This window comes from Burkholderia sp. BCC1999 (assembly GCF_905339975.1).
Taxonomy (GTDB): domain Bacteria; phylum Pseudomonadota; class Gammaproteobacteria; order Burkholderiales; family Burkholderiaceae; genus Burkholderia.
Genome location: NZ_CAJPHP010000009.1, coordinates 32,302 through 58,368 on the forward strand (window position 1 = coordinate 32,302; position 26,067 = coordinate 58,368).

Annotated in this window: 28 protein-coding genes; 11 read left to right on the forward strand and 17 right to left on the reverse strand. The window is 67.7% G+C overall.

Annotated features, from left to right (window positions below):
- Positions 1–66 precede the first annotated feature (66 nt).
- Positions 67–1,500, reverse strand: coding sequence for an aldehyde dehydrogenase family protein (locus U5809_RS14570; protein WP_322087031.1), 1,434 nt, complete (start codon positions 1,498–1,500; stop codon positions 67–69).
- A 118-nt stretch (positions 1,501–1,618) separates the two neighbouring features.
- Between U5809_RS14570 and U5809_RS14575 the strand changes: the two genes are divergently transcribed.
- On the forward strand, positions 1,619–2,545 hold the full coding sequence (locus U5809_RS14575) for a LysR family transcriptional regulator (RefSeq protein WP_322087032.1): 927 nt from the start codon (positions 1,619–1,621) through the stop codon (positions 2,543–2,545).
- 154 nt (positions 2,546–2,699) lie between these two features.
- Here the strand turns inward: U5809_RS14575 and U5809_RS14580 are convergent, their stop codons facing one another.
- The 5 genes from U5809_RS14580 to U5809_RS14600 form a co-directional block, all read right to left on the reverse strand.
- Positions 2,700–3,536: a bifunctional allantoicase/(S)-ureidoglycine aminohydrolase gene (locus tag U5809_RS14580; RefSeq protein ID WP_176047634.1), complete on the reverse strand. Its 837-nt coding sequence runs from the start codon at positions 3,534–3,536 to the stop codon at positions 2,700–2,702.
- 759 nt (positions 3,537–4,295) lie between these two features.
- Positions 4,296–4,733, reverse strand: coding sequence for a hypothetical protein (locus U5809_RS14585; protein ID WP_176047635.1), 438 nt, complete (start codon positions 4,731–4,733; stop codon positions 4,296–4,298).
- A gap of 378 nt (positions 4,734–5,111) precedes the next feature.
- Positions 5,112–5,771 carry an isoprenylcysteine carboxylmethyltransferase family protein gene (locus U5809_RS14590; RefSeq protein ID WP_322087033.1) on the reverse strand — a complete coding sequence of 220 codons (660 nt, stop codon included), beginning with the start codon at positions 5,769–5,771 and terminating at the stop codon, positions 5,112–5,114.
- 156 nt (positions 5,772–5,927) lie between these two features.
- Positions 5,928–6,092, reverse strand: a complete 165-nt coding sequence (locus U5809_RS14595; protein WP_174917998.1) for a hypothetical protein — start codon at positions 6,090–6,092, stop codon at positions 5,928–5,930.
- A 253-nt stretch (positions 6,093–6,345) separates the two neighbouring features.
- The gene (locus U5809_RS14600; RefSeq protein ID WP_282508347.1) at positions 6,346–6,765 is read right to left on the reverse strand and encodes an HIT family protein; all 420 of its coding nucleotides are present in this window, start codon (positions 6,763–6,765) and stop codon (positions 6,346–6,348) included.
- A gap of 289 nt (positions 6,766–7,054) precedes the next feature.
- Here U5809_RS14600 and U5809_RS14605 point away from each other — a divergent pair, with 289 nt between their 5' ends.
- Together U5809_RS14605 and U5809_RS14610 are read left to right on the forward strand one after the other, a co-directional pair.
- On the forward strand, positions 7,055–8,227 hold the full coding sequence (locus U5809_RS14605; protein ID WP_322087034.1) for a hypothetical protein: 1,173 nt from the start codon (positions 7,055–7,057) through the stop codon (positions 8,225–8,227).
- Between the two features lie 191 nt (positions 8,228–8,418).
- A complete protein-coding gene (locus U5809_RS14610) occupies positions 8,419–9,831 on the forward strand; it encodes a serine hydrolase (RefSeq protein WP_322087035.1) in 1,413 nt (470 codons plus the stop codon).
- Positions 9,832–9,912: 81 nt separating this feature from the next.
- Here U5809_RS14610 and U5809_RS14615 read toward each other — a convergent pair whose 3' ends face one another.
- The 6 genes from U5809_RS14615 to U5809_RS14640 all read right to left on the reverse strand — a co-directional run bounded on the left by U5809_RS14615 (position 9,913) and on the right by U5809_RS14640 (position 15,481).
- Positions 9,913–10,536 (reverse strand): glutathione S-transferase family protein, encoded by a 624-nt coding sequence (locus U5809_RS14615; protein ID WP_176047641.1) that lies wholly within the window; start codon positions 10,534–10,536, stop codon positions 9,913–9,915.
- Between the two features lie 72 nt (positions 10,537–10,608).
- Positions 10,609–12,108, reverse strand: a complete 1,500-nt coding sequence (locus tag U5809_RS14620) for a TIGR01777 family oxidoreductase (protein ID WP_322087036.1) — start codon at positions 12,106–12,108, stop codon at positions 10,609–10,611.
- Complete coding sequence (locus U5809_RS14625; RefSeq protein WP_322087037.1) at positions 12,105–12,971, reverse strand: DUF393 domain-containing protein; 867 nt, start codon at positions 12,969–12,971, stop codon at positions 12,105–12,107. The genes U5809_RS14620 and U5809_RS14625 overlap by 4 nt, the downstream gene beginning before the upstream one ends.
- Positions 12,972–13,073: 102 nt before the next feature.
- Positions 13,074–13,544 (reverse strand): DUF2269 domain-containing protein, encoded by a 471-nt coding sequence (locus tag U5809_RS14630; RefSeq protein WP_322087038.1) that lies wholly within the window; start codon positions 13,542–13,544, stop codon positions 13,074–13,076.
- Positions 13,541–14,860 (reverse strand): SDR family oxidoreductase, encoded by a 1,320-nt coding sequence (locus U5809_RS14635; RefSeq protein ID WP_322087039.1) that lies wholly within the window; start codon positions 14,858–14,860, stop codon positions 13,541–13,543. Before U5809_RS14635 ends, U5809_RS14630 begins: the two co-directional genes overlap by 4 nt.
- Before the next feature lie 87 nt (positions 14,861–14,947).
- Complete coding sequence (locus tag U5809_RS14640; RefSeq protein ID WP_006480371.1) at positions 14,948–15,481, reverse strand: GbsR/MarR family transcriptional regulator; 534 nt, start codon at positions 15,479–15,481, stop codon at positions 14,948–14,950.
- Positions 15,482–15,642: 161 nt separating this feature from the next.
- Between U5809_RS14640 and fabV the strand changes: the two genes are divergently transcribed.
- Positions 15,643–16,845, forward strand: a complete 1,203-nt coding sequence (gene fabV, locus U5809_RS14645) for an enoyl-ACP reductase FabV (RefSeq protein ID WP_176047646.1) — start codon at positions 15,643–15,645, stop codon at positions 16,843–16,845.
- A 61-nt stretch (positions 16,846–16,906) separates the two neighbouring features.
- Here the strand turns inward: fabV and U5809_RS14650 are convergent, their stop codons facing one another.
- A complete protein-coding gene (locus tag U5809_RS14650) occupies positions 16,907–17,611 on the reverse strand; it encodes an SDR family oxidoreductase (protein ID WP_322087040.1) in 705 nt (234 codons plus the stop codon).
- Positions 17,612–17,993: 382 nt separating this feature from the next.
- Here U5809_RS14650 and U5809_RS14655 point away from each other — a divergent pair, with 382 nt between their 5' ends.
- Positions 17,994–18,551, forward strand: coding sequence for a TetR/AcrR family transcriptional regulator (locus U5809_RS14655; protein WP_322087041.1), 558 nt, complete (start codon positions 17,994–17,996; stop codon positions 18,549–18,551).
- 48 nt (positions 18,552–18,599) lie between these two features.
- Here the strand turns inward: U5809_RS14655 and U5809_RS14660 are convergent, their stop codons facing one another.
- Positions 18,600–19,178: a hypothetical protein gene (locus U5809_RS14660; protein WP_322087042.1), complete on the reverse strand. Its 579-nt coding sequence runs from the start codon at positions 19,176–19,178 to the stop codon at positions 18,600–18,602.
- A gap of 259 nt (positions 19,179–19,437) precedes the next feature.
- Here U5809_RS14660 and U5809_RS14665 point away from each other — a divergent pair, with 259 nt between their 5' ends.
- Entirely contained in the window at positions 19,438–20,355 is a 918-nt protein-coding gene (locus U5809_RS14665; protein WP_322087043.1) for a DMT family transporter, read from the forward strand.
- Positions 20,356–20,370: 15 nt separating this feature from the next.
- On the opposite strand, the gene U5809_RS14670 is transcribed toward U5809_RS14665, so the two are convergent.
- Positions 20,371–21,156, reverse strand: coding sequence for a YhfC family intramembrane metalloprotease (locus U5809_RS14670; RefSeq protein ID WP_322087044.1), 786 nt, complete (start codon positions 21,154–21,156; stop codon positions 20,371–20,373).
- 11 nt (positions 21,157–21,167) lie between these two features.
- On the reverse strand, positions 21,168–21,698 hold the full coding sequence (locus tag U5809_RS14675) for a GNAT family N-acetyltransferase (RefSeq protein ID WP_322087045.1): 531 nt from the start codon (positions 21,696–21,698) through the stop codon (positions 21,168–21,170).
- A gap of 201 nt (positions 21,699–21,899) precedes the next feature.
- Here U5809_RS14675 and U5809_RS14680 point away from each other — a divergent pair, with 201 nt between their 5' ends.
- From U5809_RS14680 to U5809_RS14700, 5 genes are all read left to right on the forward strand, one after another.
- Positions 21,900–22,265: an ArsR/SmtB family transcription factor gene (locus tag U5809_RS14680; protein WP_282511445.1), complete on the forward strand. Its 366-nt coding sequence runs from the start codon at positions 21,900–21,902 to the stop codon at positions 22,263–22,265.
- On the forward strand, positions 22,237–22,722 hold the full coding sequence (locus U5809_RS14685; protein WP_176047655.1) for an SRPBCC family protein: 486 nt from the start codon (positions 22,237–22,239) through the stop codon (positions 22,720–22,722). The genes U5809_RS14680 and U5809_RS14685 overlap by 29 nt, the downstream gene beginning before the upstream one ends.
- 127 nt (positions 22,723–22,849) lie before the next feature.
- Positions 22,850–23,326, forward strand: coding sequence for an SRPBCC family protein (locus U5809_RS14690; RefSeq protein ID WP_309287537.1), 477 nt, complete (start codon positions 22,850–22,852; stop codon positions 23,324–23,326).
- 110 nt (positions 23,327–23,436) lie between these two features.
- On the forward strand, positions 23,437–24,075 hold the full coding sequence (locus tag U5809_RS14695) for a 2-hydroxychromene-2-carboxylate isomerase (protein WP_322087046.1): 639 nt from the start codon (positions 23,437–23,439) through the stop codon (positions 24,073–24,075).
- 520 nt (positions 24,076–24,595) lie between these two features.
- On the forward strand, positions 24,596–25,288 hold the full coding sequence (locus U5809_RS14700) for a phosphatase PAP2 family protein (RefSeq protein ID WP_282508326.1): 693 nt from the start codon (positions 24,596–24,598) through the stop codon (positions 25,286–25,288).
- 103 nt (positions 25,289–25,391) lie between these two features.
- On the opposite strand, the gene U5809_RS14705 is transcribed toward U5809_RS14700, so the two are convergent.
- On the reverse strand, positions 25,392–26,051 hold the full coding sequence (locus tag U5809_RS14705) for a glutathione S-transferase family protein (RefSeq protein WP_282508325.1): 660 nt from the start codon (positions 26,049–26,051) through the stop codon (positions 25,392–25,394).
- Positions 26,052–26,067: the final 16 nt, after the last annotated feature.

Genomic DNA, 26,067 nt, shown 5'->3' on the forward strand with positions numbered 1-26,067 from the left:
TTCAGCCGCATGAGATGCGCAAACGCCCCTGCACGGCGTACAGGGGCATCGAATGCGAGTGCCTGCTCACGCACCCCGGCTTGCGCTCCCGATCAGGGTCTTGGGTTCCAGATAAGCGCTGATGCCCCATCGGCCCATTTCCCGCCCGAGCCCCGAATGCTTGAAGCCGCCGAACGGCGCAAGCGGCTCGTGGGCCAGCGTATTGACGAGCACGCGGCCGGAATCGATCTGCAGCGCCACGCGCTCGCAGCGTTCGGGGTCCTTGCCCAGCACCATGGCGCTCAGGCCGTAGCGCGTATCGTTGGCGATCGCGATCGCATCGGCATCGTCCTCGTAGGGGATGATGGTCAGCACGGGGCCGAAGATTTCTTCCTGCGCGATCCGCATCCGGTTGTTCGCGCGAGAAAACACCGTGGGCTTCACGAACCAACCGGCGTGCAGGCCTTCGGGCCGCCCTTCACCGCCCGCCAGCAGCACCGCGCCCTCTTCCTGCCCGATGCGGATGTAGCTTTGCACGCGTTCCCATTGCTTCGCGCTGACCATCGGCCCGATGTCGGTACCGGCATCGCGCGGATTGCCGGAGCGCACGCGCGCCACCGCCTGCCTGATCGCGTCTTCGAATTCCGCGAGCCGATGGTGCGGCACCAGCACGCGCGTACCCGCGATGCATGCCTGGCCGCTGTTCATGAATCCCGCCTGCAGCACGAGCGGCATGATGCTCGCGAAATCCGCATCGTCGAGCACCACCGTCGGCGACTTGCCGCCGAGTTCCAGCGTCACGCGCTTCATCGTGGCCGCGCCGGCGCTCACCAGATGTTGGCCCACCGCCGACGAGCCGGTGAACGAAATTTTCGCGACGTCGGGGCTGCGCGAGATCGCATCGCCCACCACGTCGCCGCGCCCGTTGACGATATTGAACACCCCCTTGGGCAAGCCCGCCGCATGCAGCGCCTCGGTGATGACCTGGGTCTGCATCGCACTCATCTCGCTGGGCTTGATGACCGCGGTGCAGCCGGCCGCCAGCGCGGTAGCCAGCTTGTTGCAGATGAACCCCGCATCGCTGTTCCACGGCGTGATCAGGCCGGCCACGCCGACGGGCGTCATGATCACGCGGGCCGAGCCGGCCTGCTCCTCGAATGCGAACGTCTCCAGCGCGGCGATGGCCTGCTGGATGGTGTCGGCCGGATAGGTCGCCATCCAGCGGCCGCGCTCGACCGGCGCGCCGTATTCGGTCACGACCGCCTCCATCAGGTCGTCTTCCCGCGCGACGACGGCGTCGCGCATGCGCTCGAGCGCGGCGATCCGTTCTGCCCGCGTGGTGCGCGACCAGCCGGGAAACGCAGCCTTGGCCGCGGCGATCGCCCGTTCGGCATCCTGCTCGTCGCCGAGGCGGACCCGCCCGACGACCTGCTCGGTGCTCGGGTCGTGCAGGTCGAACCATTCCTGGCCGTGCGGCGTCGCGAATTCGCCGTTGATGTAGATCTGTTCGATGCGTTGCATGGTGCGTACTCCTGTGTGCGTATCCGACAAGCCGTCATGACACGCAGTCTAGGAATACATTACTGTTCTGATAAGCCGCCTTATCGCTGATGACTCATCCCGAAAATCAGGACAATCGATGCACCGCACCGGAATGACCGAGCTGGAAGTGGTCCTGGCCGTCGCGCGCCGTGCAAGCTTTCGCGGCGCGGCGCTGGAGCTGGGCATGTCGACGACGGCGGTGAGCAGCGCCGTGGCCGGACTGGAAGCGCGCCTGAAGGTGCGCCTCTTCAACCGCTCGACACGCAGCGTGTCACTGACCGACGCGGGCCAGCGCTACGTGGAGCGCATCACGCCCGCGCTCGCCGAGATCAGGAGCGCCGGCGAGGAAGCCGCCACCGGGCCCGACACGCCGAGCGGCACGCTGCGCATCAACGCGCCACAGGGGGCCGCGCATCTGTTGCTGGGGCCGCTGTTCCAGCCGTACGCGCAGCGCTACCCCGACGTCCGCATCGACATCGTGAGCGAGTCACGCCTGATCGACATCGTCGCCGAGGGGTTCGACGCCGGCATCCGCCTGGCCGAAGCCGTGCCGCAGGACATGATCGCCGTGGCGCTGTCGCGCGATATCCGCATGCTGGTGGTGGCAACGCCCGAGTACCTGAAGCGCCACGGCACGCCGCGCCATCCGCGCGACCTGCTCGAGCACCAGAGCATCGGCATGCGCATGTCCCACGGCGGCATCTATCACTGGGAGCTTGAACGCAACGGACAGAAACTGCAGATGGACCTGCCCGTGCGCTTCGCACTCAACGAAATGGCGGCGATCAAGCAGGCGATCCTGTTCGGGCTCGGTATCGGCTTCATTTCCGAGTGGTTCATCGACGAAGAACTGAAGACCGGCGCGCTGGTGCCGGTGCTCGAGCCGTGGTGCCCGTCGTTCGGCGGGCTGCGGCTCTACTATTCGGGCCATCGCTTCGTGCCCGCGCGGTTGCGCGCGCTGATCGACCTTGCGCATGAGCTGCGCCTGACCGATGCACCGTTGCGCGACGGGCGCAAGGGATGACGCACGGGATGGCTCGCGCCACAGATCGGGCGACGGCAAGGTTACGGCCTTGCAATCGACATGCGCGCCCCGGCGCCCCGTACAACCGCCGCCCATGAAAAAAACCCGCCGGCATGCACCGGCGGGTTTTTTCGTTCGACTGCGGACGCAGCGCTTAGCGCGCCGGGTTCAGCGTCAGGTTCATGTGACGGTTCACGTCTTTGTACAGCAGGTAGCGGAAGCGGCCAGGGCCACCCGAATAGCATGCCTGCGGGCAGAACGCGCGCAGCCACATGAAATCGCCCGCTTCGACCTCGACCCAGTCCTGGTTCAGGCGATAGACGGCCTTGCCTTCCAGCACGTACAGGCCGTGCTCCATCACGTGCGTTTCCGCGAACGGAATCACGCCGCCCGGTTCGAACGTCACGATGTTCACGTGCATGTCGTGACGCATGTCGCTCATGTCGACGAAGCGCGTCGTCACCCATGCGCCGTTGGTGCCCGGCATCGGGATCGGCTCGACGTCCTGCTCGTTGGTCACGAACGCTTCCGGCAGCGGAATGCCGTCGACGACCTGGTAATGCTTGCGTACCCAGTGGAAGCGCACGGCAGCATCGCTGACGTTGTGCAGCGTCCAGTCCGCGCCCGGCGGAATGAACGCGTAGCCGCCCGGCTTCAGCGTGTGCTTCGTGCCTTGCAGCGTCAGCTCGGCTTCGCCTTCGACGACGAACAGCACGGCTTCGGCGTTCTTGTCCTGTTCGGGCTTGTCGCTGCCGCCGCCCGGATTCACTTCGACGATGTACTGCGAGAAGGTTTCCGCGAAACCCGACAGCGGGCGAGCGATCACCCACAGGCGCGTGTTCGTCCAGAACGGCAGCCAGCTCGTGACGATGTCGCGCATCACACCCTTCGGGATCACCGCGTACGCCTCGGTGAACATCGCGCGATCGGTCAGCAGATCCGTCTGCGGCGGGTGGCCGCCATGCGGCGCGTAATACGTTGTCTTAGACATATTGCATCCAGGCAATGGGTTGGTCCGGCCCCTGGTGCAAACGGCATCGGGCGGTTCGCACGCGCGTGGGGCACGCATGCGGCGGCGGGACATCGTTGCCGGGGTGGCTTGAAAGCGCATGCGCCTTCGTTCGGTCGGCCAGGCTTCGCGTCGGGTCCGTCCGGTTCATCGGACGCGGCGGCCCAGGTTGTTGGGTCCGGTGGCCGGGCCGCGGCGCTCGCGATCATGCGGCGAGGCGCGGCCGGCGGCACGGTCGACTCCGTACGCGGGCATCGTTGACGATAGCGAAGTCGATCGAGATCGACCAATTAAATGTTGCGATGACATCCATTCGATTTCCCACTACCCGCCGACGCCCGCGATGCGCGGCGAGGGGGCGTTCCGAGGTGCGCTGGCTATCAGGGAAATCCTGACGGCTGCATAGCGGCCGCGCCCCATCCGGTCGTGCGAATCGAGCGGGAAGCGACGTGCTCGTCAGGCCGGAACGGACGGATGAACGAATCGTGATGACGCACGCGGATTCTGCCCGGGCGCGTTCATACGCGGCAGGTCAGGTCGTCGAGCAATGGGGAAACGCTGCGGGAGGGTGATGGCCGGCCCGTCGATCGGGCGGATGGCAGCGGCTGATGAAGCCGGAAGGGGTCGCCAGTGAGGCCGGCGATGATGGCCCGGCAGGCTGCCGGGCCGAATCTCGCGTCGGGTGCCGACGCCGTCGGCGCGCCGGTGCGCAGGTCGCGCACCGTGCCGCGCCCGCGGCGATCAGTCCCAGTCGCGGTGATGACGATGCTTGCGGTGACGATAGCCGCGGTCGCCATGATCGCGCTCGTACGAGCTGCGCGACATGTTACCGCCGAGTGCCGCGCCGGCGCCGCCGCCGACGGCCGCGCCCAGCAGGCCGCCCGTGCGGCCGCCCATCGCGTTGCCTGCCGCCGTACCCGCGCCGCCGCCGAGGGCGCCGCCGATGATCGCACCGGTGCGCTCGCGACGATTCGACGTCACCGCGCCGCCGGCGCCGCCGCCGATCGCGCCGCCGATCACCGAGCCGGTGCTGCCGCCGACTGCACCACCGACTGCTGCACCGGCTACCCCGCCGAGTGCGCCGCCAAGTGCGTTGTTCAGGTCACCGGCCAGTGCCGGCAACGACGTCGCGCCGGTCAGCACGGCGACGACGAGAGTGGGGGCGATTTTCTTCCACATTCCCGTATTCTTCCTTGTTCACAATCTGGTTATTGAAGGTCCGCTCGGTACGACGATCTGAATCGATCGACATCCGGTCAGGCATTGTGCCGAACCGCGGACCAATTCATTTCAATGAGCTTGCGGCGAAGAATAGCACCGGTCCCGCCCCCTTGCCGTGGACATTCTGGTAACAAGTTGTTTACGAATAAAGGATGTCGGACGGGCTCGCTGAATTCGCCTGAAACCCGCGCCGGCATTGACTCCGGCAACGGTCCAGCCCGGTGCGGCGACAGTCCCGCCATGTGCGGCGTCGCGCGTTTGAGACACACGTGGCAACACATCGGGCACGCGTCGTGAGCGCGCGCCCCGGGCGACGATCAGGGAGAGATGACGGGGTCAGTACACGCCGGGCAGCAATCGCCAGGTCCGCGCGCAATAGGCATCGTATTCGGCGCCGAATTGCGAACGCAGCAGCGCCTCCTCCGAGCGGATGCGCGCGACGAGCGGCACCAGCGTCAGCACGACCAGCAGCACGCCGACGCCCGAGCGGAACGCCAGCGCCCAGCCGACCGAATTCACGAGCAGGCCGACGTAGCTCGGATTGCGGATGCAGCGGTAGATGCCGTCGGTCACGAGCGTATGGCCCGGCTGGATCGCGACGAGCCCGCTGAAGCGCTTACCGAGCACGAACACGGGCCAGATCCGCAGCGCACCGCCCGCGATGTACAGCACGACGCCGATCCAGCGCACCGTGTCGCCGCCGAAGGTCCAGACCTCCAGCCGGTCGGTCAGCGCCGGCAGGTACGCGAGCAGGAACCCGCTCACCGCGAATGCGGCGAGCACCCAGCGGTTGTCGCGATTCTCGCGCTCGCCGCTGCTCAGGTTGCCTTCGGTGAACAGCGCGGCGACGGCCATCACGAGCGTCGCGATCACGACGAGGGTCAGTTGGGGATGCGAGAAGAACGCGGTGAACCCGCCGCTGCCGAGCACGGCGAGCCCGAGATAGACGAGCGTGGAGACGCCCGACAGGACGGCGACCTTGCGGGTGACGGTCATGACGGCCTCGCGGGGATGCGCTTTCCTGTGAAGTATAGGAAGTGCGCGCACGAAGCGCCGTGTGCGGCCGTCATGCGGCGCGCGAATCCGCGCGAATCCTCCGGCGCAAGGCGGCGAACCGGGCCGGTGCGGCCGAGGCTCGCGCGCGATACCGGATCAGCGGATGCGGAAGTTGCCGCCGATCCCGACGCTGACGGGCGGCGCGTAATACGCAGGCGCATAGCCGTAGTAAGCCGGCGCGGGCGCGTAGCCATACGGCGGCGCGATATAGCAGCCGGACAGGCCGCCGATCAGGGCAAGCGTGATGAGAAGTCTGGTCATGGCTCGATTCCCGGCGCGAAAGACGAATGGCACCTCGCGAAAGCCGCACCGCCGCAACTAGCGGCGCTCGGCACGAAGAGGCAATCCGCCCTTCCTGTCGCTCGATGATGCAATGCGCGGAGTCTAGCGCCGGGCCCGGCCGGCCGAGTTTCGCCAGCGGTTACACGTGTTACCTCGCGTGACCGCTGAAACAACCGGTGGCGGCGCGGCGTCCGGCCGGCGGGCCATTGCCGTGCCGCGTGCAATCGACCCGTTACACGAAACGCGCACGAATGCGCTGCGCAAGCGTTTCGAGCGTCGCCGCGTCGGCGATCTCGCGCGCGTGCATCCGCAACTCGGCGCCTTCCCAGCGCGGGATCACGTGGAAATGCACGTGCGGGACCGTCTGGCCGGCCGCCGCGCCGTTGAACTGGCCGATGAACACGCCGTCCGGCTCGAGCGCCGCGCGCACCGCCGTCGCGACGCGCTGCGTCATGCGGATGCCGGCCGCGGCCGCGTCGCCGGACAGCTCGAAGATCTGCGCGGCCGGCTCCTTCGGGATCACGAGCACGTGACCGTCGGCCTGCGGCATCAGATCCATGATCGCGAGCGTCGCGTCGTCTTCCGCGACCTTCACGCAAGGCAGTTCGCCGCGCAGGATCCTGGCGAACGGGTTGTTGTTGTCGTAGGACATGGCGTTTTCCGATATCGGTTGGACAGTTGGACCGGGAGTGCAATGCCGGACGATTATCGACCGATGGCGGGCGGGATTTCAACTTGTCAGGCCCTGGCACCGTCGCGACGAACAATCGACGACGATTCGCGCGCAACGTGTGTCGTCGAATGGAATATCCGGCCGTCGCCATCCGTTTATTTCGAGTGCGGTTTCGCTCGGCAAGCGCGCGCAACCGCACCGGACACCCGTCGGCTGCGCAGGCCGGCAGCCGGGATGACTGCTCGCGATCATCAACCGGAGACATGCCATGGACCCTCTCCCTTCCTGTCGTTCGCCCGCCCCGACCGACTTCGCCGCCCATCCGCCACGCGTCGCGCATGCCAGTCGCGCGATGGCCCGCACGCTACGCCGCGCGGCTTGCGGCGCCGGGCTCGTCGCGTTGTCGTCGGCGTTCGCGTGGGCCGGCGGCAGCGACGTCATCCTGCCGATTTCGTCGGTCACCGCGTCGACCGTGCCCGCCAACGGCGACGTCAATCCGTACGGCATCGCGTTCGTGCCGCGCGGCGTGCCGTCGTGGAGCACGCTGAAACCGGGCGACGTCGTCGTGTCCAACTTCAACGCGGCGTCGAACGCGCAAGGCACCGGCACGACGATCGTGAAGCTGTCGCCCGGCCATACGCCGGCGACGTTCTTCCAGGGCACCAATCTCGGCCTGACGACCGCGCTCGCGGTGCTGCGCAGCGGCTTCGTGCTGGTCGGCAACGTCCCGGCGCCGGACGGCAAGACCGTGGCCCCCCCGGGCTCGCTGCTCGTCATCAATCCGCAAGGCGGCCTCGTCACGCAACTGGTCAGCGCCACGCTGCTCGACGGGCCGTGGGACATGACCGTGATCGATCGCGGCCAGCGCGTCACCGCATTCGTATCGAACGTGCTGAACGGGACGGTCGCGCGGATCGAGCTGGCGATCGGCAGCGACGGCGTCACGATGCTGCCGGGCTCGCGCATCATCGCGTCGGGCTACGTGAACCGGACCGATCCCAGTGCGCTCGTCGTCGGCCCGACCGGTCTCGCGTACGACCCGAACAGCGACGTGCTGTATGTCGCCTCCACCGGCGACAACGCGGTGTTCGCGATCCAGAACGCCGCGTCGACGAACCGTAACGGCGGCGTCGGACGGATGATCTACTTCGACGCGGCCCACCTGCACGGGCCGCTCGCGCTGGCGCTCGCGCCGAACGGCCATCTCGTGACCGCCAACGGCGACGCGGTCAACCCCGACCCGCTGCAGCCGAGCGAGATCGTCGAATTCACGGTTGGTGGCCGCTTCGTCGCGCAAATGCAGGTCGATACCGCGCCGGGGTCGGCATTCGGCCTGGCGTTCGGGCAAGGCAGCAAAGGCCAGCTGCAGTTCGCGGCCGTCGACGACAACACGAACACCGCGACGGTCTGGACCCTGCGACCGGACAGCAACATGCAATGACACGTCGCCCGAACGGGCCGCACGCGGCCCGTTCACCCTCCGCGACCGACACAACCGGGTCGCACACGCCGGGCAACATGCGCACGATTGACACGACCCGGCGTCGCCCGCTCCCGCGATTGCCACCGCTTGCCGGAACCTGCGACACTGCCGGTTCCTGGCCTGCCGCAGACAACCGAGGACGCTCGCGCATGACGATCCCCCTCAAGAAGCTGATTCTGTGCGGCGTCGCGCTCGCGCTCGTTGCCGCGGTCGGCTACGCCGGCTACATGCTGTCCCGGCTCGCGCCGATCGCGACCGGCTATGCGGCAAAGGCGCTGTGCTCCGGCGTGTTCGTGTCGGGCCGGCCGGCCGCGTCGGTGATCGACGTCGACATCATGGCCGGCGTCCATCCGCTGCTGAAGCTGGTACGCCCGTCGCTCGATCGCGACCATCATCGCGCGACGGCGACCTTCGCCGGTTTCGCCGAGCGCGCAGCCGATTTCCGGCCGGGGCTCGGCTGCACGCTCGCGCCCGGCGCCTCGCCCGGCGCGACGTCGACCACCTTGCCGGCCGCGTTGCCGCCGCTGGCCGATCCACCGTCCGACCCGCCCGCGCCGGCTACGCCGCCCGTCGGCATCGATGCGCACAAGCTGCAGGCCGCGCTCGACCGCGCGTTCGACGAACCCGATCCGGCGCGGCCGCGGCGCACGCGCGCAGTCGTCGTGATGTGGCGCGGCCAGGTGATCGCCGAACGCTATGCGCCCGGCTTCACGGCCGACACGCCGCTGCCCGGCTGGTCGATGACGAAGACCGTGACGGCCGCGCTGATCGGCACGCTGGTCGCGCAGCACAAGCTGTCGCCCGATGCGTCGGCGCTGCTGCCCGAATGGCGCGGCAGCGGCGATCCGCGCACGGCCATCACGCTCGACGAGCTGCTGCGGATGACGAGCGGCCTGCAATTCAACGAGGATTACGACGACCCGTTGTCCGACGTCGCCGTGATGCTGTTCACGCAGCCCGACATGGCACGGTTCGCTTCGGCGAAACCGCTCGTCGCGACGCCCGGCACGCATTGGTACTACTCGAGCGGCACGAGCGCGATCGTCGCGCGCGTGATGCGCGAAGCGCTGGGCGGCAGCGAGGACGACTACCTTGCGTATCCGCACCGCGCGCTGTTCGCGCCGCTCGGGATGCGCAGCGCGGTGTTCGAGCCCGATGCATCCGGCACGCTCGTCGCCCCGTCATACATGTATGCGAGCGCGCGCGACTGGGCGCGCTTCGGGCAGCTTCTGCTGCAGGACGGCGCGTGGAACGGGCAGCGGCTGCTGCCGGAAGGCTGGGTGCGCTACCTGACGCGCGCGACGCCGCAGTCGGAGCGGCAGGAGTTCGGCGCGCAGCTGTGGGTCAAGGTGCCGGAGCCGTTCAACGATCGCGATCCGCACGCGGTCGCGATGCCGGCCGACGCGTTTCATGCGGTCGGCCATGAAGGCCAGTTCGTGAGCGTGGTGCCGAGCCGTCAGCTGGTGGTCGTGCGGTTCGGGCTGTCGCGGCCGGAATCCGCGTGGAATCACGAGGCGTTTCTCGCGCGCGTGCTCGATGCGGTGCCGACGCCTGGCGCGTGATGGCGGGTAGGTGGATCGATGAATCACGCGTGAAGCGGCGGCGATTGCAACACAGCCGCTTCACGTGCGACCTGCCTCGCGTTACGGATTCGCGCTGCCCGCGTATTGCTTGAAGCCCTCGCGCGTCGCGAGACGCTCGATATAGCGCGACACCGCCGGCAGATCCGGATGCTCGAACGGCGTGCCGAACCAGCGGTTCACCGACAGGCCGATCGGAATGTCCGCGAGCGTGAACGTGTTGCCGGCCACGTATGCGCCCGTCTTTTCGAGCTGCGCGTTCAGCACGTGCATGTGCTTCGTCCAGCCTGCGATCGACTGCGCGATGCCGGCCGGATCCTGATGATCGGGCGATTTGCGCACGAGGCCGAGAAACGCGCCGACCCATGACCGGTTCAGGTCCGCGCCCTGCCAGTCGATCCACTGGTCGACCCGTGCGCGCGCCTGCGGCTCGGCCGGATACAGCGCATCGCCGCCGTAGCGGTTCGCGAGGTAGCGGATGATCGTGTTCGATTCCCAGAGCACGAAGTCGTCGTCCTTGATGACGGGCACGAGCGCGTTCGGATTCAGCGCGAGATAGGCCGGATCGTTGGTCGTGCGGAAGCCGGCGCCCCAGTCTTCCTGTTCGAACGGCAGGTTCAACTCGGTGCACAGCCACAGCACCTTGCGGACGTTGATGGACGGAATCTTGCCGAGGATGTGCAGCATGCAGTCTCCTTGTGAGGTCGGATGCGGAGCGTTCGGGGCGCACGATGCGCCACGAACGCGTTCACGCCGAATTTATACACGACGCCGCGGCAAACGACAGGCCGCGTGCGCAAAATCGCCGTGCGGCCGATTCGTCAGGTCACGCAGCGCGTGCTCGACCGTCGGGAAGCGGAACATGAAGCCGTCCTGATGCAGCCGCGCCGGCATTACGCGCTGCCCGTCCAGCAGCAGCTCGGCCATCTCGCCCATCGCGACGCGCAGCGGCGCGGCCGGCACGTGCAGCCACGCTGGGCGGCGCAGCACCTTCGTCACGACCTGCACGAACTCGCGCTGGGTCACCGGCACCGGTGCGACCGCGTTGTAGACGCCACGCATGCCTGCATTCGACATCGCGCGTGCGACGATCCGCAGCACGTCGTCCCGGTGAATCCAGCTCATCACCTGCGCGCCGTTGCCGAATCGTCCGCCCATCCCGAAGTAATGCGGCAGCAGCATCGGGCGCAACGCGCCGCCGGGGCCGAACACGATGCCCAGCCGCAGCACGACCGTGCGCACGCCGTAACGCTCGAGCGGGTGCGCGGACTGCTCCCATTGCCCACACAGATCGGACATGAAGCCGGTGCCGGCACTGCTGCCCTCGTCGAGCCGCTCGTCGGCCGGACGCACGCCGTAGTAGCCGATCGCCGAAGCCTGGATCCACGTGCGCGGCTTGACGTCGGCGGTGTCGACCCAGCGCATCAGCGCCTGCGTGACGCCGACGCGGCTCGCGAGCAGCACCGCCTGCCGGCGCTTGCTCCAGCGCGCGCCCAGCACCGGCGCGCCCGCGAGATTGACGACCGTGTCGAAACGCTCGTGCGGCTGCAGCTGTTCGACGGACGTCACGCTGCGCACGCGGCCGTGAAACAGGTAGGCCGCGCGCAGCGGATCGCGCGCCAGCAACGTGACCGTATGGCCCGCGTCGAGCAACTGGTTCACGAGGGTTTCGCCGATGAAGCCGGTCCCGCCGGTCACGAGCACGTTGCCGGCCGGCTGCCCGGCGAACGGATTGGCGGCAGGCGCACGCTGCGCGATGCGGCACGCGGCGATCCCGTCGCGAATGCCCGACACCGTCACGCCGACGGCAAACAGGCTGAGCAGCCAGCCGCGCCAGCCGAGATCGATCGGTTGCAACGCGGTCGGTTCGTGCGCCCACACGGCCAGCTGCATCGCGATCATCCCGAACAGCGCGCCGCCGTTGACGGCCAGCAGCGTGTGCAGCACGCGCTCGGTCGCCGGCAGCTTGCGGCTTTGATCCTCGACAACGAAATCCCACAATGTCAGTACCACTTCGACGAGTACGACCGCCGCGAGCGCCGCAACCCATGCGCCGTGAAACGCGACGTTCGCGATCGATGCAAACACGAGGCCGTACAGCACGGAACGCACCGCATGAATCGCCAGTTCGAGCCGTGCGCGCGGGCTGTGCGGCAGGTCCTGCGTGAGTTCATGGTGATAAAGCGTGTCGAATGCGCCCATCGCGCCTTGCACGATCAGCAGGCTGAGCGCCCAGTCGAAAGCAGGCAACGTGTTCATACGGAATCCCTCCTCCACAGCCAGACAAGCGGCGGCACCATCGCGACGAGCGCAGCAACATCGATCGCCACGTGGCTCCACACCTGCGCCTGCCACGACAACAGCATGTCCTGCGGCGCCCAGATCAACAGGCCGGCCAGCAGCCAGCCCCACACTTCCCGTTTCCGCAACCGGTTGCCGAGATGGACGAGCGCCAGCATCCAGACCGACGCGCACTGCACCGTCGCGCCGATCAGCGACATCCACCAGATCTGCTGGGCACGCGCGGCGTCGGACGCCATTCCCGCCCGGAAATGCAGCTCGATGCCGCGGTGATACGCATCGAGCCACGGCGCGCCGGCCACCCACGGCACGGCAATGCCGACGAGCAGATGTGCGAGCGCCGCGCCGTACATCCAGACCACGACGATGCGTCGCACGTCGTCACGTGCGGGACGATCGGTCGTGAGTTCGGCGACACCGCCGCTGCCGCACGCCGCCCCGTCGCACGGTGCTTCGGCGCGATACCCGAGCCAGCGCGAAACGGCATGGCGGTTGCGTGCGAAGCGGCGATACAGCAGCGCGAGCGCGGCGCGCATGACCGGCACGCGCAGCAGCCAGACGAGCCAGCGGCGCCCGACCAGCGCATGGGCGGCCACGATGCTGTCGACGCCGGCGAGCATTCGCCCGTCGGGCAGGCGTGCGTGCAGCTCGCGATTCAGCGCGGGCAGGCCGACGCCCAGCGGCGCCGGGTCGAAGCCCGGCTCGGCGATATCGACGAATGCGAGCCGATGTCGCGCGTCGCGAGCCCCGAGACGCCGGATTTCCGCGACGCATAACGGACAGCGTCCGTCGAAGTAAAGAACCAATTCACTTGTGCTCATGCTTTGCACTCCTTCCTGTTTTCGCAAGCATCATGAATCGATCGATTGACTGCTTTCACGCATGTATCGCCACCCCGCCTCTTCCGCGCGGCGACGACACGCTTACATCGGCTTGACCACCATCAGGAAGTAGACAGTGAGCATCGCGAAGAACGCCGGATAGCCGAGCAGCTCCCAGCGCTTCGCGTAGCGCCAATAGCGCTCGGGCAACGCGGCGTCGCCGCTTGCGTGCGCGAGCTTTGCTATCGATGCCAGTTCCAGCTGCAGCCACACGACCGGCAGCCAGCACGCACCGGCGATCGCGTACAGCACGATCGACGCGAGCAGCCACGGTGTATCCCACGACCAGCCGGCCGTATGCGCGAGCCACAAACCGGACGCCGGCTGAAAGATCACGGCCGGTGTCGTGAACCACCAGTCCGCGCGCACCACGAGCCGCGACACGGCCGCGATCGCGGGCACCGACCGCGTACGGTTCGCGAAGAACAGGTAGAACGCGGTGCCGAACCCCGTGCCGACCATCAGCACCGAGGACAGGATGTGAAGCGCCTTGATGACGAGATAGGTATTCATGCTTGTTCTTCTTCTGAAAAGAGGATCAACAGGATGGCGAGAATCGGCACGTTCTTCAGCACGGGGCCGAACGGTTCGGCCAGCAGCCCCGGCATCGTGACCGCGATGACGGCCGAATACGCGACGATCAGCGCCGCTTGCGCGGCCCACAGGCGCCGCGACGGCGCGGCGACGGTCGCGATGCCGAACGAGAAGTCCAGCGCGCTGGCCGCGTAGAGCGCGATCAGTGCCGGCAGCCCCGTCAGGTGCGCAGGCGCGAGCAGCGCGAGGCTCGCATGCAGCGGATGAATGAACGCACTCGCAATCGCCGTCCAGATCCACACGATCGCGAGCGCGCCCCGCAGCAACGGGCGCCGCCACATCGCGAGCGCATCGCGGCGCAGCGCGGCGGCTTGCGCGCCGATGAAGCTGTCGATGCCGCGCGGCGGCCGGCCGAGCACGGCCGCGGTCGCCGCCGGATCGCCGGTGTTCTCGCCACGCAGCATCGTCCACGTGTCGCGCGTGAACATCGCGCCCGGCAGCATGCCGGACAGCACGGCCGCCGCGCCGGCCAGCGGGCCCGGCAGCGACACGCGGACAGCCGGCGGAAACCCCAGCGCGGCACGATAGCCGGCCAGCATCTCGCGGTATTCGACTTCGTCGCGGCCGACCACGTCGATCACAGGGCCGCCGGCCGGCCGCGCATCGCCCGGTTGCACAACGAGCCGCGCGACGACTTCGGCGAGATCGTCGACATGCACGGGGCGCAACCGCTGACGGCCGCCCGCCGGCAGCACCTGCACGGGCAGGCTCGCGAGCATCCGGAAAAAACGCGCCGACGTGCCGTCCGTACCGTAGACAAGCGCGGGACGCACGATCCGGAAATCGATCGGCAGCGTCTGCAGGAAGCGGTCGGCCGCGTGCTTGCTCGCGAAGTACCGCGTATCGCCGCGCTCGACGCCGAGCGCCGAGATCTGGATCACGCGCCGCACGCCGGCGCGGCAGCAGGCGGTGAAGAGCGCGCACGGCGCGGCGCGATGCACGGCGTCGAGCGTCGCGCCGCGTCGATCGGCGAGGAGGCCGACCGCATTGATCACCACGTCGACGCCGTTCAGCCGCGCCAGCCACGCTTGCGGATCGACGTCCCTGGCGAAGTCGATCGCGATGTCGCGCGGGCCGTGCGCATGACGCACGCCGCGCAGCACGCGATGGCCGCCGGCTCCGAGCTGCACGCACAGCGCCCGCCCGATGAAGCCGTTCGCGCCACAGACGAGGACGGTCATGCTGCGCGCGCCGGTGCGATCGTGCTGGCAGGTCGACGGCAGGACTGCGTTCATTTCATCCTCTATTTACAGTTATTTCTGTACAGACAGAAATATCAACCCCGAAAAAAGCGGGCTGTCCGCCCGCACTTCCATTACCGCTTACTTCGACGGCTTGCGCCTGACCGTCTGGCTGATCTTCGCGCCGATGCCGAGCGCCTTCATCAGCGTATCGGGCTTGAGCCGCAGCATCTCGTCCGACCAGGTCGTGAGCGTCTCGACGAACTGCAGCGTGTCGCGGATGCGCTGTTCGGTCTCGCGGCTCTCGTTCGCGATCTCCGGATTCGTCAGGCAATCGCGCAGCACCGTGAGCGTCGGCTCGATCTCGCGCTGCCGCCGCCCTTCGACGATCAGCTTGAACAACTCCCAGATGTCGGTCGACGTCTCGAAGTGGTCGCGGCGGTCGCCCAGCACATGCACGACCTTCGCAAGCCGCCACGCCTGCAGTTCCTTCAGGCTCGTGCTGACGTTGGAGCGCGCGACGTTGAGCGTCTCGGCGATCTCGTCGGCCGCAACCGGCCGGCCGGCCAGGTAGAGCAGCGCGTGAATCTGCGAGACGGTGCGGTTGACGCCCCACCGCGAGCCCATTTCGCCCCAGTGGAGAATGAATCGTTCGGCGATCGGTGTGAGTTCCATGCTGAGAAATTTAGGCATTTCAGTTATTTCTGTCAAGAGAGAAATAACCGGGCGATCGGCCAGGTTCCGGCCGCGCCCGCCCGCGATCGGCCGCTTCCATTACAATGCGCGGGATTTTTCCGATTTCAGGCCGTTTCTGCCTTTCTGACTAGAGGGTTTCCATGATCATCAAACCGCGCGTGCGTGGCTTCATCTGCGTGACGACTCATCCGGTCGGCTGCGAAGCCAACGTCAAGGAACAGATCGACTACGTGACTTCGCACGGCCCGATCGCCAACGGCCCGAAAAAGGTGCTCGTGATCGGCGCGTCGACCGGCTACGGCCTGGCCGCCCGGATCTCGGCCGCATTCGGCTCGGGCGCGGACACGCTCGGCGTGTTCTTCGAGCGCGCCGGCAGCGAAACGAAGCCCGGCACGGCCGGCTGGTACAACAGCGCCGCGTTCGAGAAATTTGCCGCTGAAAAGGGGCTCTATGCGCGCAGCATCAACGGCGACGCATTCTCCGACAAGGTCAAGCAGGTCACGATCGACACCATCAAGCAGGATCTCGGCAAGGTCGACCTGGTCGTCTACAGCCTCGCGGCACCGCGTCGCACGCATCCGAAGACGGGCGAAACCATCAGCTCGACGCTCAAGCCGATCGGCAAGGCCGTCACGTTCCGTGGCCTCGACACCGACAAGGAAGTGATCCGCGACGTCGCGCTCGAACCGGCGACGCAGGAAGAGATCGACGGCACCGTGGCCGTGATGGGCGGCGAGGACTGGCAGATGTGGATCGACGCGCTGGCTGAAGCCGGCGTGCTGGCCGACGGCGCGAAGACCACCGCGTTCACGTATCTCGGCGAGCAGATCACGCACGACATCTACTGGAACGGCTCGATCGGCGAAGCGAAGAAGGATCTCGACAAGAAGGTGCTGTCGATCCGCGACAAGCTGGCCGCGCACGGCGGCGATGCACGCGTGTCGGTGCTGAAGGCCGTCGTCACGCAGGCCAGCTCGGCGATCCCGATGATGCCGCTGTACCTGTCGCTGCTGTTCAAGGTGATGAAGGAAACCGGTACGCATGAAGGCTGCATCGAGCAGGTGTACGGGCTCCTGAAGGACAGCCTGTACGGCGCGACGCCGCACATCGACGAAGAAGGCCGCCTGCGCGCCGACTACAAGGAACTCGATCCGCAGGTGCAGGCGAAGGTCGTCGCGATGTGGGACCACGTGACGAACGAGAACCTGTACGAGATGACCGACTTCGCCGGCTACAAGACCGACTTCCTGCGGTTGTTCGGCTTCGAGATCGCGGGCGTCGACTACGACGCGGACGTGAACCCGGACGTGAAGATCCCGGGCATCATCGACACGACGGTCTGACGACACGCCCCGCCGCCGCCGCGCTCACCGGGCGGCCGGCGGGTTCGCGTTGCCGCCGGCGTCAACGTGGCGCCGGTGCTTCCAGATAGACGCCCGACGACAGCGTGGCCTTCACCTGCCGCGTGAACTCGTCGGTCGACACTTCCTCCTCGCCCGCCTCGATTGCCTCGTAGGCCTGGCGCACGACGTCGGCCGGCGTGGCCTTCGGCACGTCGAGACCGGCCGTCAGGTCGGTATCGATGAACCCTGCATGCAGCCCGACGACTTGCGTGTGCTGCTCACGCAGCGAATGGCGCAGCCCGTTGGTCAGCGCCCATGCGGCCGATTTCGACACGCCGTAGCCCGACAGGATCGGCCGGTTCACCCAGCTCGCAACGGAAAGGATGTTCAGGATCGCGCCGCCGCCATGGCCGGCGAGGATGCCCGCAAACGCCCGCGACGTCGCCAGCATCCCGAACACGTTCGTTTCGAAGTGGGCGCGCAACGCGTCGGGCGCACCGTCGTCCGTCAGGCTGCCGAACCGCGCGATGCCGGCGTTGTTGATCAGCAGCGTGACGTCGCGCGCCGCGTCGGCGGCCGCCGCGACGGCCGCCGGATCGGTCACGTCGAGCTTGACGGGTACGACGCCGGGCAGCGTCACGCTGGCCGGATCGCGCGCCGCCGCATAGACCTTGCGCGCCCCTCGGGCGAGCGCCTGCTTCGCAAATTCGAGCCCGAGCCCGCGGTTTGCGCCCGTCACGAAAACGACTGCTCCTTCGATCTTCATGATCGTTCCTTTCGCATGATGAATCGCCTGCGCGCCGGCTCGCCTCGCGCATGAGATCCGGTGGAAAACGAGGTTGCCATTGCGTACCGAACCGGTGCGCCGCCGGTGGCAGACGGCGAGCCGTCCGCTGCCCGTGGTCCAGCAGCGCCAAAGACGCCGACCGATTGCCATCCGTGTCCGGGCCGTGGCTTTGCATCGCCTGCCAAGTCGGCTACACTCGATGTCAATGTCGATCACCATTGTCTTTGCGGTGCATTCTGTTCGCGCCATATCGACATGTCAATGGTGATTGCCATTGTGTTTTTCAATCGATGCGATCGGCCAGACGCGGTCGGCCAGACGCGGTCGGCCAGACGCGGTCGGCAAAATCAGGGAGGAATCGATGGGCGTTTCAAGACAGCAGGCTGCCGAGAACCGGAGCGCGATCGTCGCGGCCGCCGAGCGGCTGTTCCGCGTGCGCGGCGTCGATGCCGTCGGGCTGACGGAACTGATGAAGGAAGCCGGCTTCACGCAAGGCGGCTTCTACAACCACTTCAAGTCGAAAGACGCACTCGTCACCGAAGTGATGGAAAAGGCGATGCACGACCGCGCCGATTCGCCGAACGCCGGCAGTCTCGACGAACAGGTCGCGTCGTATCTGTCCGCCGCGCATCGCGACAACGTCGAAGCCGGGTGCCCGCTGTCCGGCTTCGCCGGCGATGCGCCGCGGCTGACCGACGCGGCGCGCGCATGCTACGCGCACGGCCTCGCCGCCTATCTCGACCGGCTGGAACCGATGGTGGCAACCGAAGGCGCGACACCGGAGCAGACGCGTCGCAACGCGCTCGCGGTCTTCAGCCAGATGGTCGGCGCGCTCGTGCTGTCGCGCGCGATCGCGGGCACCGATCCCGCGCTGGCCGACGAGATCCTCGACGCGGGACGCCAGGCGCTGGCCGGCTGACACACCGCCCCGGGCACGCCTGCGTAACGCCGCATCGCCCCTCCCGCGCTACTCGACCGCCCGTGCGGCATCCCACAGCGGCTGCCCGCCGAGCGTCGCATGCCACGCGTCGAAACGCTTGCGCCACGCTTCGAATGGCTGCGCGAGCGGATGGCGCGGATCGTCGCTGAGCGAATACGCCATCCCTTCGATCAGCCAGCGCGGCTTGGTCGCGACGGCCAGGTTGCCGAGCACTTCGGCCTGGCGATGATGGATCAGTTCGTGCGCGATGAAGTAGGTCGTCCAGCCGCGCGGCGCCACGGCCACCCCGAAATTGCCGAGCGTCAGCGCCGCGCGCGCGCCGAGGCCGAACGCGTCGGCGCACGCACGCGTCGAGCAGAACACGACACGCGGCGCCTCGTGAAACGGGCCGACGGCCGCCGCCGCACGCGCATAGCCGTCGCGATAGAGCTGCTGTGCATCGCCGAGCTTCGCGGCATCGTCCGTGCAGATGTCGGCGCTCGGGCACGACACGCCGGGGATCAGCGCGGGCGCGACGATGCGCAGCGGCTTGACGAGCGCGTACGCGGCAATCGGCAGCGCGACGAGCAGGCCCGTGAGGGCAAAAGCGACGTGGGAGCGTTTCATCGAGGCGGCGGTTCCGTGGCGTTTCGTTGAAGTCTTCTGGCGTGAATATATCGGACCGGCGACGCTTCCGGCCCGGATTTCAATTCTGCTGAGATCCCGGTCGCCGAGGTTCACGATCGCACCTCAATAAAGACTTTTTTCGACCTAATAGCGCCTGAATAATATATTGGACGCATGAATCGAAGCGCCGCATCCTTGCCCCCTATCGGCTCGCTCCACCGCTCACGCCGCGGCCACACGGACACGGCAAGGACTGCACATGAACAGCAACGACCGGCTCGCCGGCATCGGCTACGGATTGCTCGCGGCGCTCATTTGGGGCGGCTTCCCGGTCGTCACGCGCCTCGGCGTCACGCACGCTGCCTTTGATGCTTACGACATCGCGTTCATCCGCTTCGCCGTATCGGGCACGCTGCTGCTGCCCGTCCTGCTGCGTCATGGCCTCGGCACGCTCCGCCCGGCAGCGGTCGCACTGATGGTGATCGGCGCCGGTGCGCCGTACATCCTGACCGTCGCGGCGGCACTGAGCCGCGCGCCGGTCGGCTATTTCGCGCTGACGCCGGGCAGCATGATCGCGTTCACGGCCATCCTCGGCCGGCACGTCGCACACGAACGGCTGAACGCCGTGCAGGTCGCCGGCATCGTCGCAATCCTCGCCGGCATCGCGCTGACCGCGTCCGATGCACTGCACGGTGCGATCGGGCTGCCGGCCCTCTTGCTGTTCGTGCTCGGCGGCCTGCTGTGGGCCATCTATAACGTCACGACAAAACGCGCCGCCACCGGCGCACTGCACGCGACGGCCGTCGTGGCGGTCGGCTCCGCGGTGCTCTACTGCCCGTTTTATCTGGCGATGCGCGGCGGCGCCGTGCTGCATGCGCCGGTCGCGGCCATCGCCACACAGGCGATTTACCAGGGTGTGCTGATGTCGGTGCTGGCGCTCTACTGCTTCAGCCAGGCCGTCGTCGCGCTCGGCCCGGCGATCGGCGCGACCTTCGCCGCGCTGATGCCGCTTCTTGCCACGCTCGAAGCGATGCTGCTGCTTGGCGAACGCCCCCATGCAGCGGCGCTCGCGGGCATCGCAATCGTCACGGTCGGGATGGGCTTGAGTCTCGTGAGCCGGTGGCGCTCGGGAAGACGCACGCTTATCCGCCGGCCGAACCCCGCCGCGCACGGCTGACGCGGGCCACACGCGTCACGCGGCATGCCCCGTGCGCGTCGCGCCGGCACCCGCTCCCTTGCGACTCAAGCGCACGCCCAGCCACAGCAATGCGACGCCGCACACGAACAGGAGCACCTCGACCAGCACGGTCTCGACATGCCAGTAGCGCGTCAGCAGCACCGCGGCAAGGTCGAACATGAAATGGCACGCGATCGCACACGCAAGCCAGCGTTTCGTGCCTCGAACGAACGCCTGCAGCACGATCAACGACAGCCCGACATGCGCGGCCATCGCGCTCACGCGCTCGAACAGTGCGAGAAACGGCGACACGAGCGTCATGCCCGCGAACTGCGACCCGATCAACGACTGCATGCCGACAGGCACGACGACACCCGCATGCGCGAGCAGGTAGCCCGTGCCGAGCGCGACGAACCCGACGCCGACCAGCAACATCGCTTCCAGCCCGCCGTGCCCGAGCCCGAGCATGACGGCAGTCTGCGCATCGCGCCGCTTCGGCAGCAGATACCGGAACGCGACCCAGCGCCCGCATTCCTCGAAGAGCCCGGCCGTCAACGCCGCGAACACGAGCATCGGCAGGTGCCAGCGCGGATCTGTCCCGAGCCAGTGGAACAGCGGCGCCTGCCACGACAGGCGCAGCACCGGCTGGAACACGAAGAACGTCAGCATGCCGTAGCAGAACACGCGCCACGGCGCCTGCGTGCGGCGCCGCCACGCGGCCGCGAGCCACACCGGCGCGATCAGCGCCACGACACCGGCCGCGAGCGTGAAGAACAAGAGCGCCGGGGCGACCGGATGCATGACGGCTGCCGCTACGCGAGCTGCTTGTGGAAGTACGTCGTCGCGCACGGCGCGCCATCGGGCATCAGCGCAAAGTTCGGCACGACGCCGACGCGTTGCCAGCCGGCCCGCTCGTACAGCCGCTCGGCGTCGCCGCCCGTCACGGTGTCGAGCACGAGCACGGTCTTGCCGGCGTCGCGCGCAGCCGCGTCGGCCGCCTTCATCAGCCGCGCGGCGATGCCCTGCCGGCGCGCGTGCCGCGACACGAGCATCTTCGCGATGTCAGCGCGATGCGGCTGGTTCTCCGGCTGCGCGGTCACGACCTGTACGGTGCCGAGGATCCGGCCGGCCGCATCCTCGGCGACGAGCAGGATGCGCTCGTCGTTCGCGACGCCCTCGGCCACGCGCGTCCAGAACGCGACAGCGGTCGAACGCTCGATCGGCAACATGAAGCTGACGGACGCGCCGCCTTCCACGCAATCGATCAGCACGTCGGCCAGCGCGCCGACACAGGCCATCGCTTCGCGCGCATCGACGCGGCGGACGGTAACGGATTCGGTCATGCCATCTCCAGTAGTCAGGCGGGCCGCATGCACGGGTGCGGCATGGGCCGGGATAGAAAGCGCCAGCCGATCGTCGAAGCATGCACAACGGCAGCAGGCGTCCGGCAACGTCACGCCCGGTCGGCGCGCGTTACCGCCCCTTCATCCTACGCGACGAAAATTTCCGCTGCATCAGCGCCGGCATCGCCTACACTTAGCCAAATGGATAACTTTCAACCCGGCATCAGCGACGTCTTCCATGCCCTCGCCGATCCGACGCGCTGCGCGATCGTCAGCGCGCTCGGCCAGGGCGAGCGAACCGTTTCCGCGCTGGCCGCGCCGTTCGACATGGCGCTGCCGTCGTTCATGAAGCACGTCGCCGTGCTCGAGCGCAGCGGCCTCGTGCAGACCCGTAAAACCGGCCGCTCGCGCACCTGCGCGCTGGTCGGCAGCCGGCTCACCGAGGCCGAGGCCTGGCTCGCCGCACAGCGCGCGCTGTGGGAAGCGCGATCCGACCGTCTCGTCGAATTCGTCGAACGCCACCACCAGGAGGAGCACGATGTCAGCAAGCCACGTCGAACCCGTTGAGGCCCACGACCTCGTCATCACGCGCACGCTGCGCGCGCCGCGCCATGCATTGTGGCGCGCGTGGACCGACCCCGAATTGCTGAAGGAATGGTGGTGCCCGAAGCCGTGGACCACCGAGGTGCGCGCATTCGACCTGCGGCCGGGCGGCGCTTTCCACACGTTCATGCGCGGCCCCGACGGCGGCACGAGCGACAATCCCGGCTGCTTTCTCGATATCGTGCCGGAATCGCGCATCGCGTTCACGTCGATGCTCACCGGCGGCTGGCGGCCACAGGCGCCATGGATGGGCTTCACGGCGATCATCACGATGGCCGACGACGATGCGGGCAGCCGCTACGAGGCGCGCGTGATGCACCCCGATGCCGCGACGCGCGAGCGTCACGAAGCGCTCGGATTTTTCGAGGGCTGGAACACCTGCATCACGCAGCTCGACGCCTTCGCCGCCGATCTGCGCTGAACGGCTGTACGCGTCCGCGCGGGCGGCCATTGCATGCCGCCGCGCCCGCGCCTAGGATTCCTGAAGGAAGCATGACGACACGCCGATCGCCGGCGTGCACCGTCGCGCACATTCCGCGGGAGGCCACATGTTGCACACGCACACACATTCGACCCGGGTCAGCCGGCACCTGAACGCCCCGCGCGGGCGCGTCTACCGCGCACTGCTCGATCCGCACGCGGTCGAGCAGTGGAAGGTGCCCGACGGCATGACGTGCCGCGTGCATGCATACGATGCGCGCGAAGGCGGCGCGCTGCGCGTGTCGCTGAGCTACGACGCGCCGTCGGCCGGCACCGGCAAGTCCGGCGCGCGCACCGACACGTATCACGGCCGCTTCGTCACGCTCGTGCCGGACGAGCAGATCGTCGAGATAGACGTGTTCGAAACCGACGATCCGATGCTGCGCGGCGCGATGACGATCACGATCACGCTGTCCGACGAAGCCGGTGGCACGCGCGTGGACGCCGTGCACGATGGCGTACCGCCCGGTGTGCCGGCGGCCGACAATGAGACGGGCTGGCAGATGGCGCTGGCGCGGCTCGCGGCGCTGGTGGAAGCCGGGTGACGCACCGATCGCGCCGGTAGCGAAACAGCGATGCGGCAGCGTAAAACGCCGCCGCGTGCGACACTCGTCCGCACCCGATCCATCCGGACCCGCACGAGGAGACTCTCGCGATGAGCGCCGCACGCCCCGCCACCTGGTATTTCGATTTCGTTTCGCCGTTCGCCTATCTGCAGCAGGAACAGTTCGACCGGTTGCCGCCGGCCGCCGCGTTCGAGCCGCGGCCGATCGTGCTCGGCGCGCTGCTCACGCACTGGGGGCAGAAAGCGCCGGCCGAGATCGCGGCCAAACGCGTCTTCACCTATCGTCACGCACAATATCGCGCGAACAAGCTCGGCATCGCATTCCGGATGCCGCCCGCGCACCCGTTCAACCCGATCAAGCCGCTGCGCCTCGCGATCGCGATGGGCAGTTCGCGCGACGCGATCCAGCGGATCTTCCGGCATATCTGGCGCGACGGCCAGGACGTGTCGACGCCGGAAGGCTTCGCCGTGCTGTGCGAAGCCGTCGGTTTTCCGGAAGGCGTGACGGCCGTTGAAGCACAGCCCGTGAAGGACGCCCTGCGCGCGAACACCGATCAGGCGATCGCCGACGGCGTATTCGGCGTGCCGACCTTCGCACTCGACGGCGACCTGTTCTGGGGCGAGGACGCGACCGACATGTTCGTGGACTGCGCGACGTCGCGCACGTGGCTCGATTCGCCCGAGGTGCGCCGCATCAGCGCGCTGCCGGAGGGGATCCGGCGCGGCTGACGGCAGCCATCCGGAGCCGCCTTCTCCTCCTGCCTCGAACGTCGCGCCCATCGATGCGAGCCGCACGACCTCGCACATCAATGCGGCGCACAACGCGGGCCCGTCGCGCAGCCGGGCAGGCAGGCCCACAGGGCTTGCCCGCCTTTTCTTTTATTTTCGATCGGCGCATGCGTGACGCTGCGCGGTCCGGCAGATTCGCTCGCATCGCGCACGGCAATCGTGCATCCGGCGCAAGGTCCGCGACGCGCTGACGAATTGTCCAGTTCAACCAATTATTTTTACAACGGTCGTACCCGCTCGCACGCAAACGTCGGACGATTCGACCCTGGCCCACCGCACGGCGCTCTCCCATCCGTCCCCACCACTCAACCCCGTTTTATCAGGGGATTCCCGGTATTTTTTCGCATTTTCTTCGAAATAACGGGTGACATACTTGCCCCCCGTTGCGCTCCGGGCGAGCGCGCTTCCAGATCCTGCCGGCCGCGCGTGATGCGTTGCGGGTCCGCCGGGGTCGCAGAACATGAACAATTTCGACACCACGATCCAGATCTTCCTCACCCACGTGACGTTCGGCCCGCTGATGAATCACGCGATCCGCGTGATTGCCGGCCTGTACACGTTCAAGGGCTTCGTGCTCATTCCCGTCCTGTGCTGGCTGTGGTTCCAGCCGGGCCCGCACCGCGAGCGGCAACGCGAACTGGTGGTCGCGACGATCGCGAGCGGGCTCGTCGCGCTCGCCATCGGCCGGGTGCTTGCCCAGGTGCTGCCGTTCCGCGTGCGGCCGATCTATAACCCCGACTTGCACCTGCACTTCCCGTCGGCCGGACTGCGTGCCGCGACGTTGCAGGCATGGAGTTCGTTTCCGAGCGATCACGCGATGCTGTGGATGGCGATCGCGACCGGCATCTTCATCATCGCGCGACGCATCGGCATCGTCGCGCTGCTGTATTCGGTCGTCTTCATCTGCCTGCCGCGCGCGTATCTCGGCTTTCACTACCCGACCGACCTGATCGCGGGCGCCGCGATCGGCGTCGCGATCGCGTGGTTGCTGACGCGCGACGCGATCCGGTCGCGCTTCGCGCCGCAGGTGCTGGAGATGATCCGGCGCTTTCCCGCGCCGGCCTATACGCTCGCATTCCTGCTGTGCTTCGAGCTGATCACGCAGTTCGACGAACTGCTGACGCTCGCGCAGTCGGTCACGCATACGATGTAACGGGCCGGTGCCGCGATGCTGCCCCTGCTGCTGTCGTTCCGTCGCCCTGGTACGCGCTGCCGGCCATGCGCGGCGGCGGCACGCCGCGCGACGGCCATGCACGTCAGTCGCGATCGGGCGCGCCGAGCGGAAAGAATGAGCGAAACGGCCGTGCCTCGTCGACCGCGCGCGCAAACGACGGCCGCGCCAGCAGACGCTTGCGGTATGCGATCACGTTCGCAAACTTCGGATCGATCCGGTGCGTCCAGTCCGCGTAGAACAGGAACGGCGCCGCGCCGCAATCGGCGAGGCTGAAATGATCGCCGGCCGCCCATTCGCGATCGGCCATCTTCTTGTCCAGCCACGCGTACGACGTATCGAGCATCGCGCGCGCATCGGCGACGCCGCGTGCATCGCGCTCGGCTTCCCGGCGCAGCGCGTCGTGCACGACCTTCTGCTGCGGCGTCGACACATAGTTGTCGAAGAAACGATCCATCATCCGCACCTCGAGCGCGGCGTGGGGATCGTCGGGCAGCAGGCGCACGGGCCCCGGATGGTTCAGACCGAGATACTCGATGATGATCGACGCCTCGATCACCGTGCGGCCCGCCTCGACCAGCACCGGAAAGCGCTTCAGCGGCCACAGCGCGGTCAGCTCCTGCATCGGCTTCGGATCGTCGTGCGCGAGCAGGCGATACTCGAACGGCGTGCCGTTCTCGTACAGCGCGGTCAGCACCTTCTGGCAGTAGGACGAAAAGGGATGGGCGTAAAGCGTCGGCATCATCGCGCCTCTCTCAGGG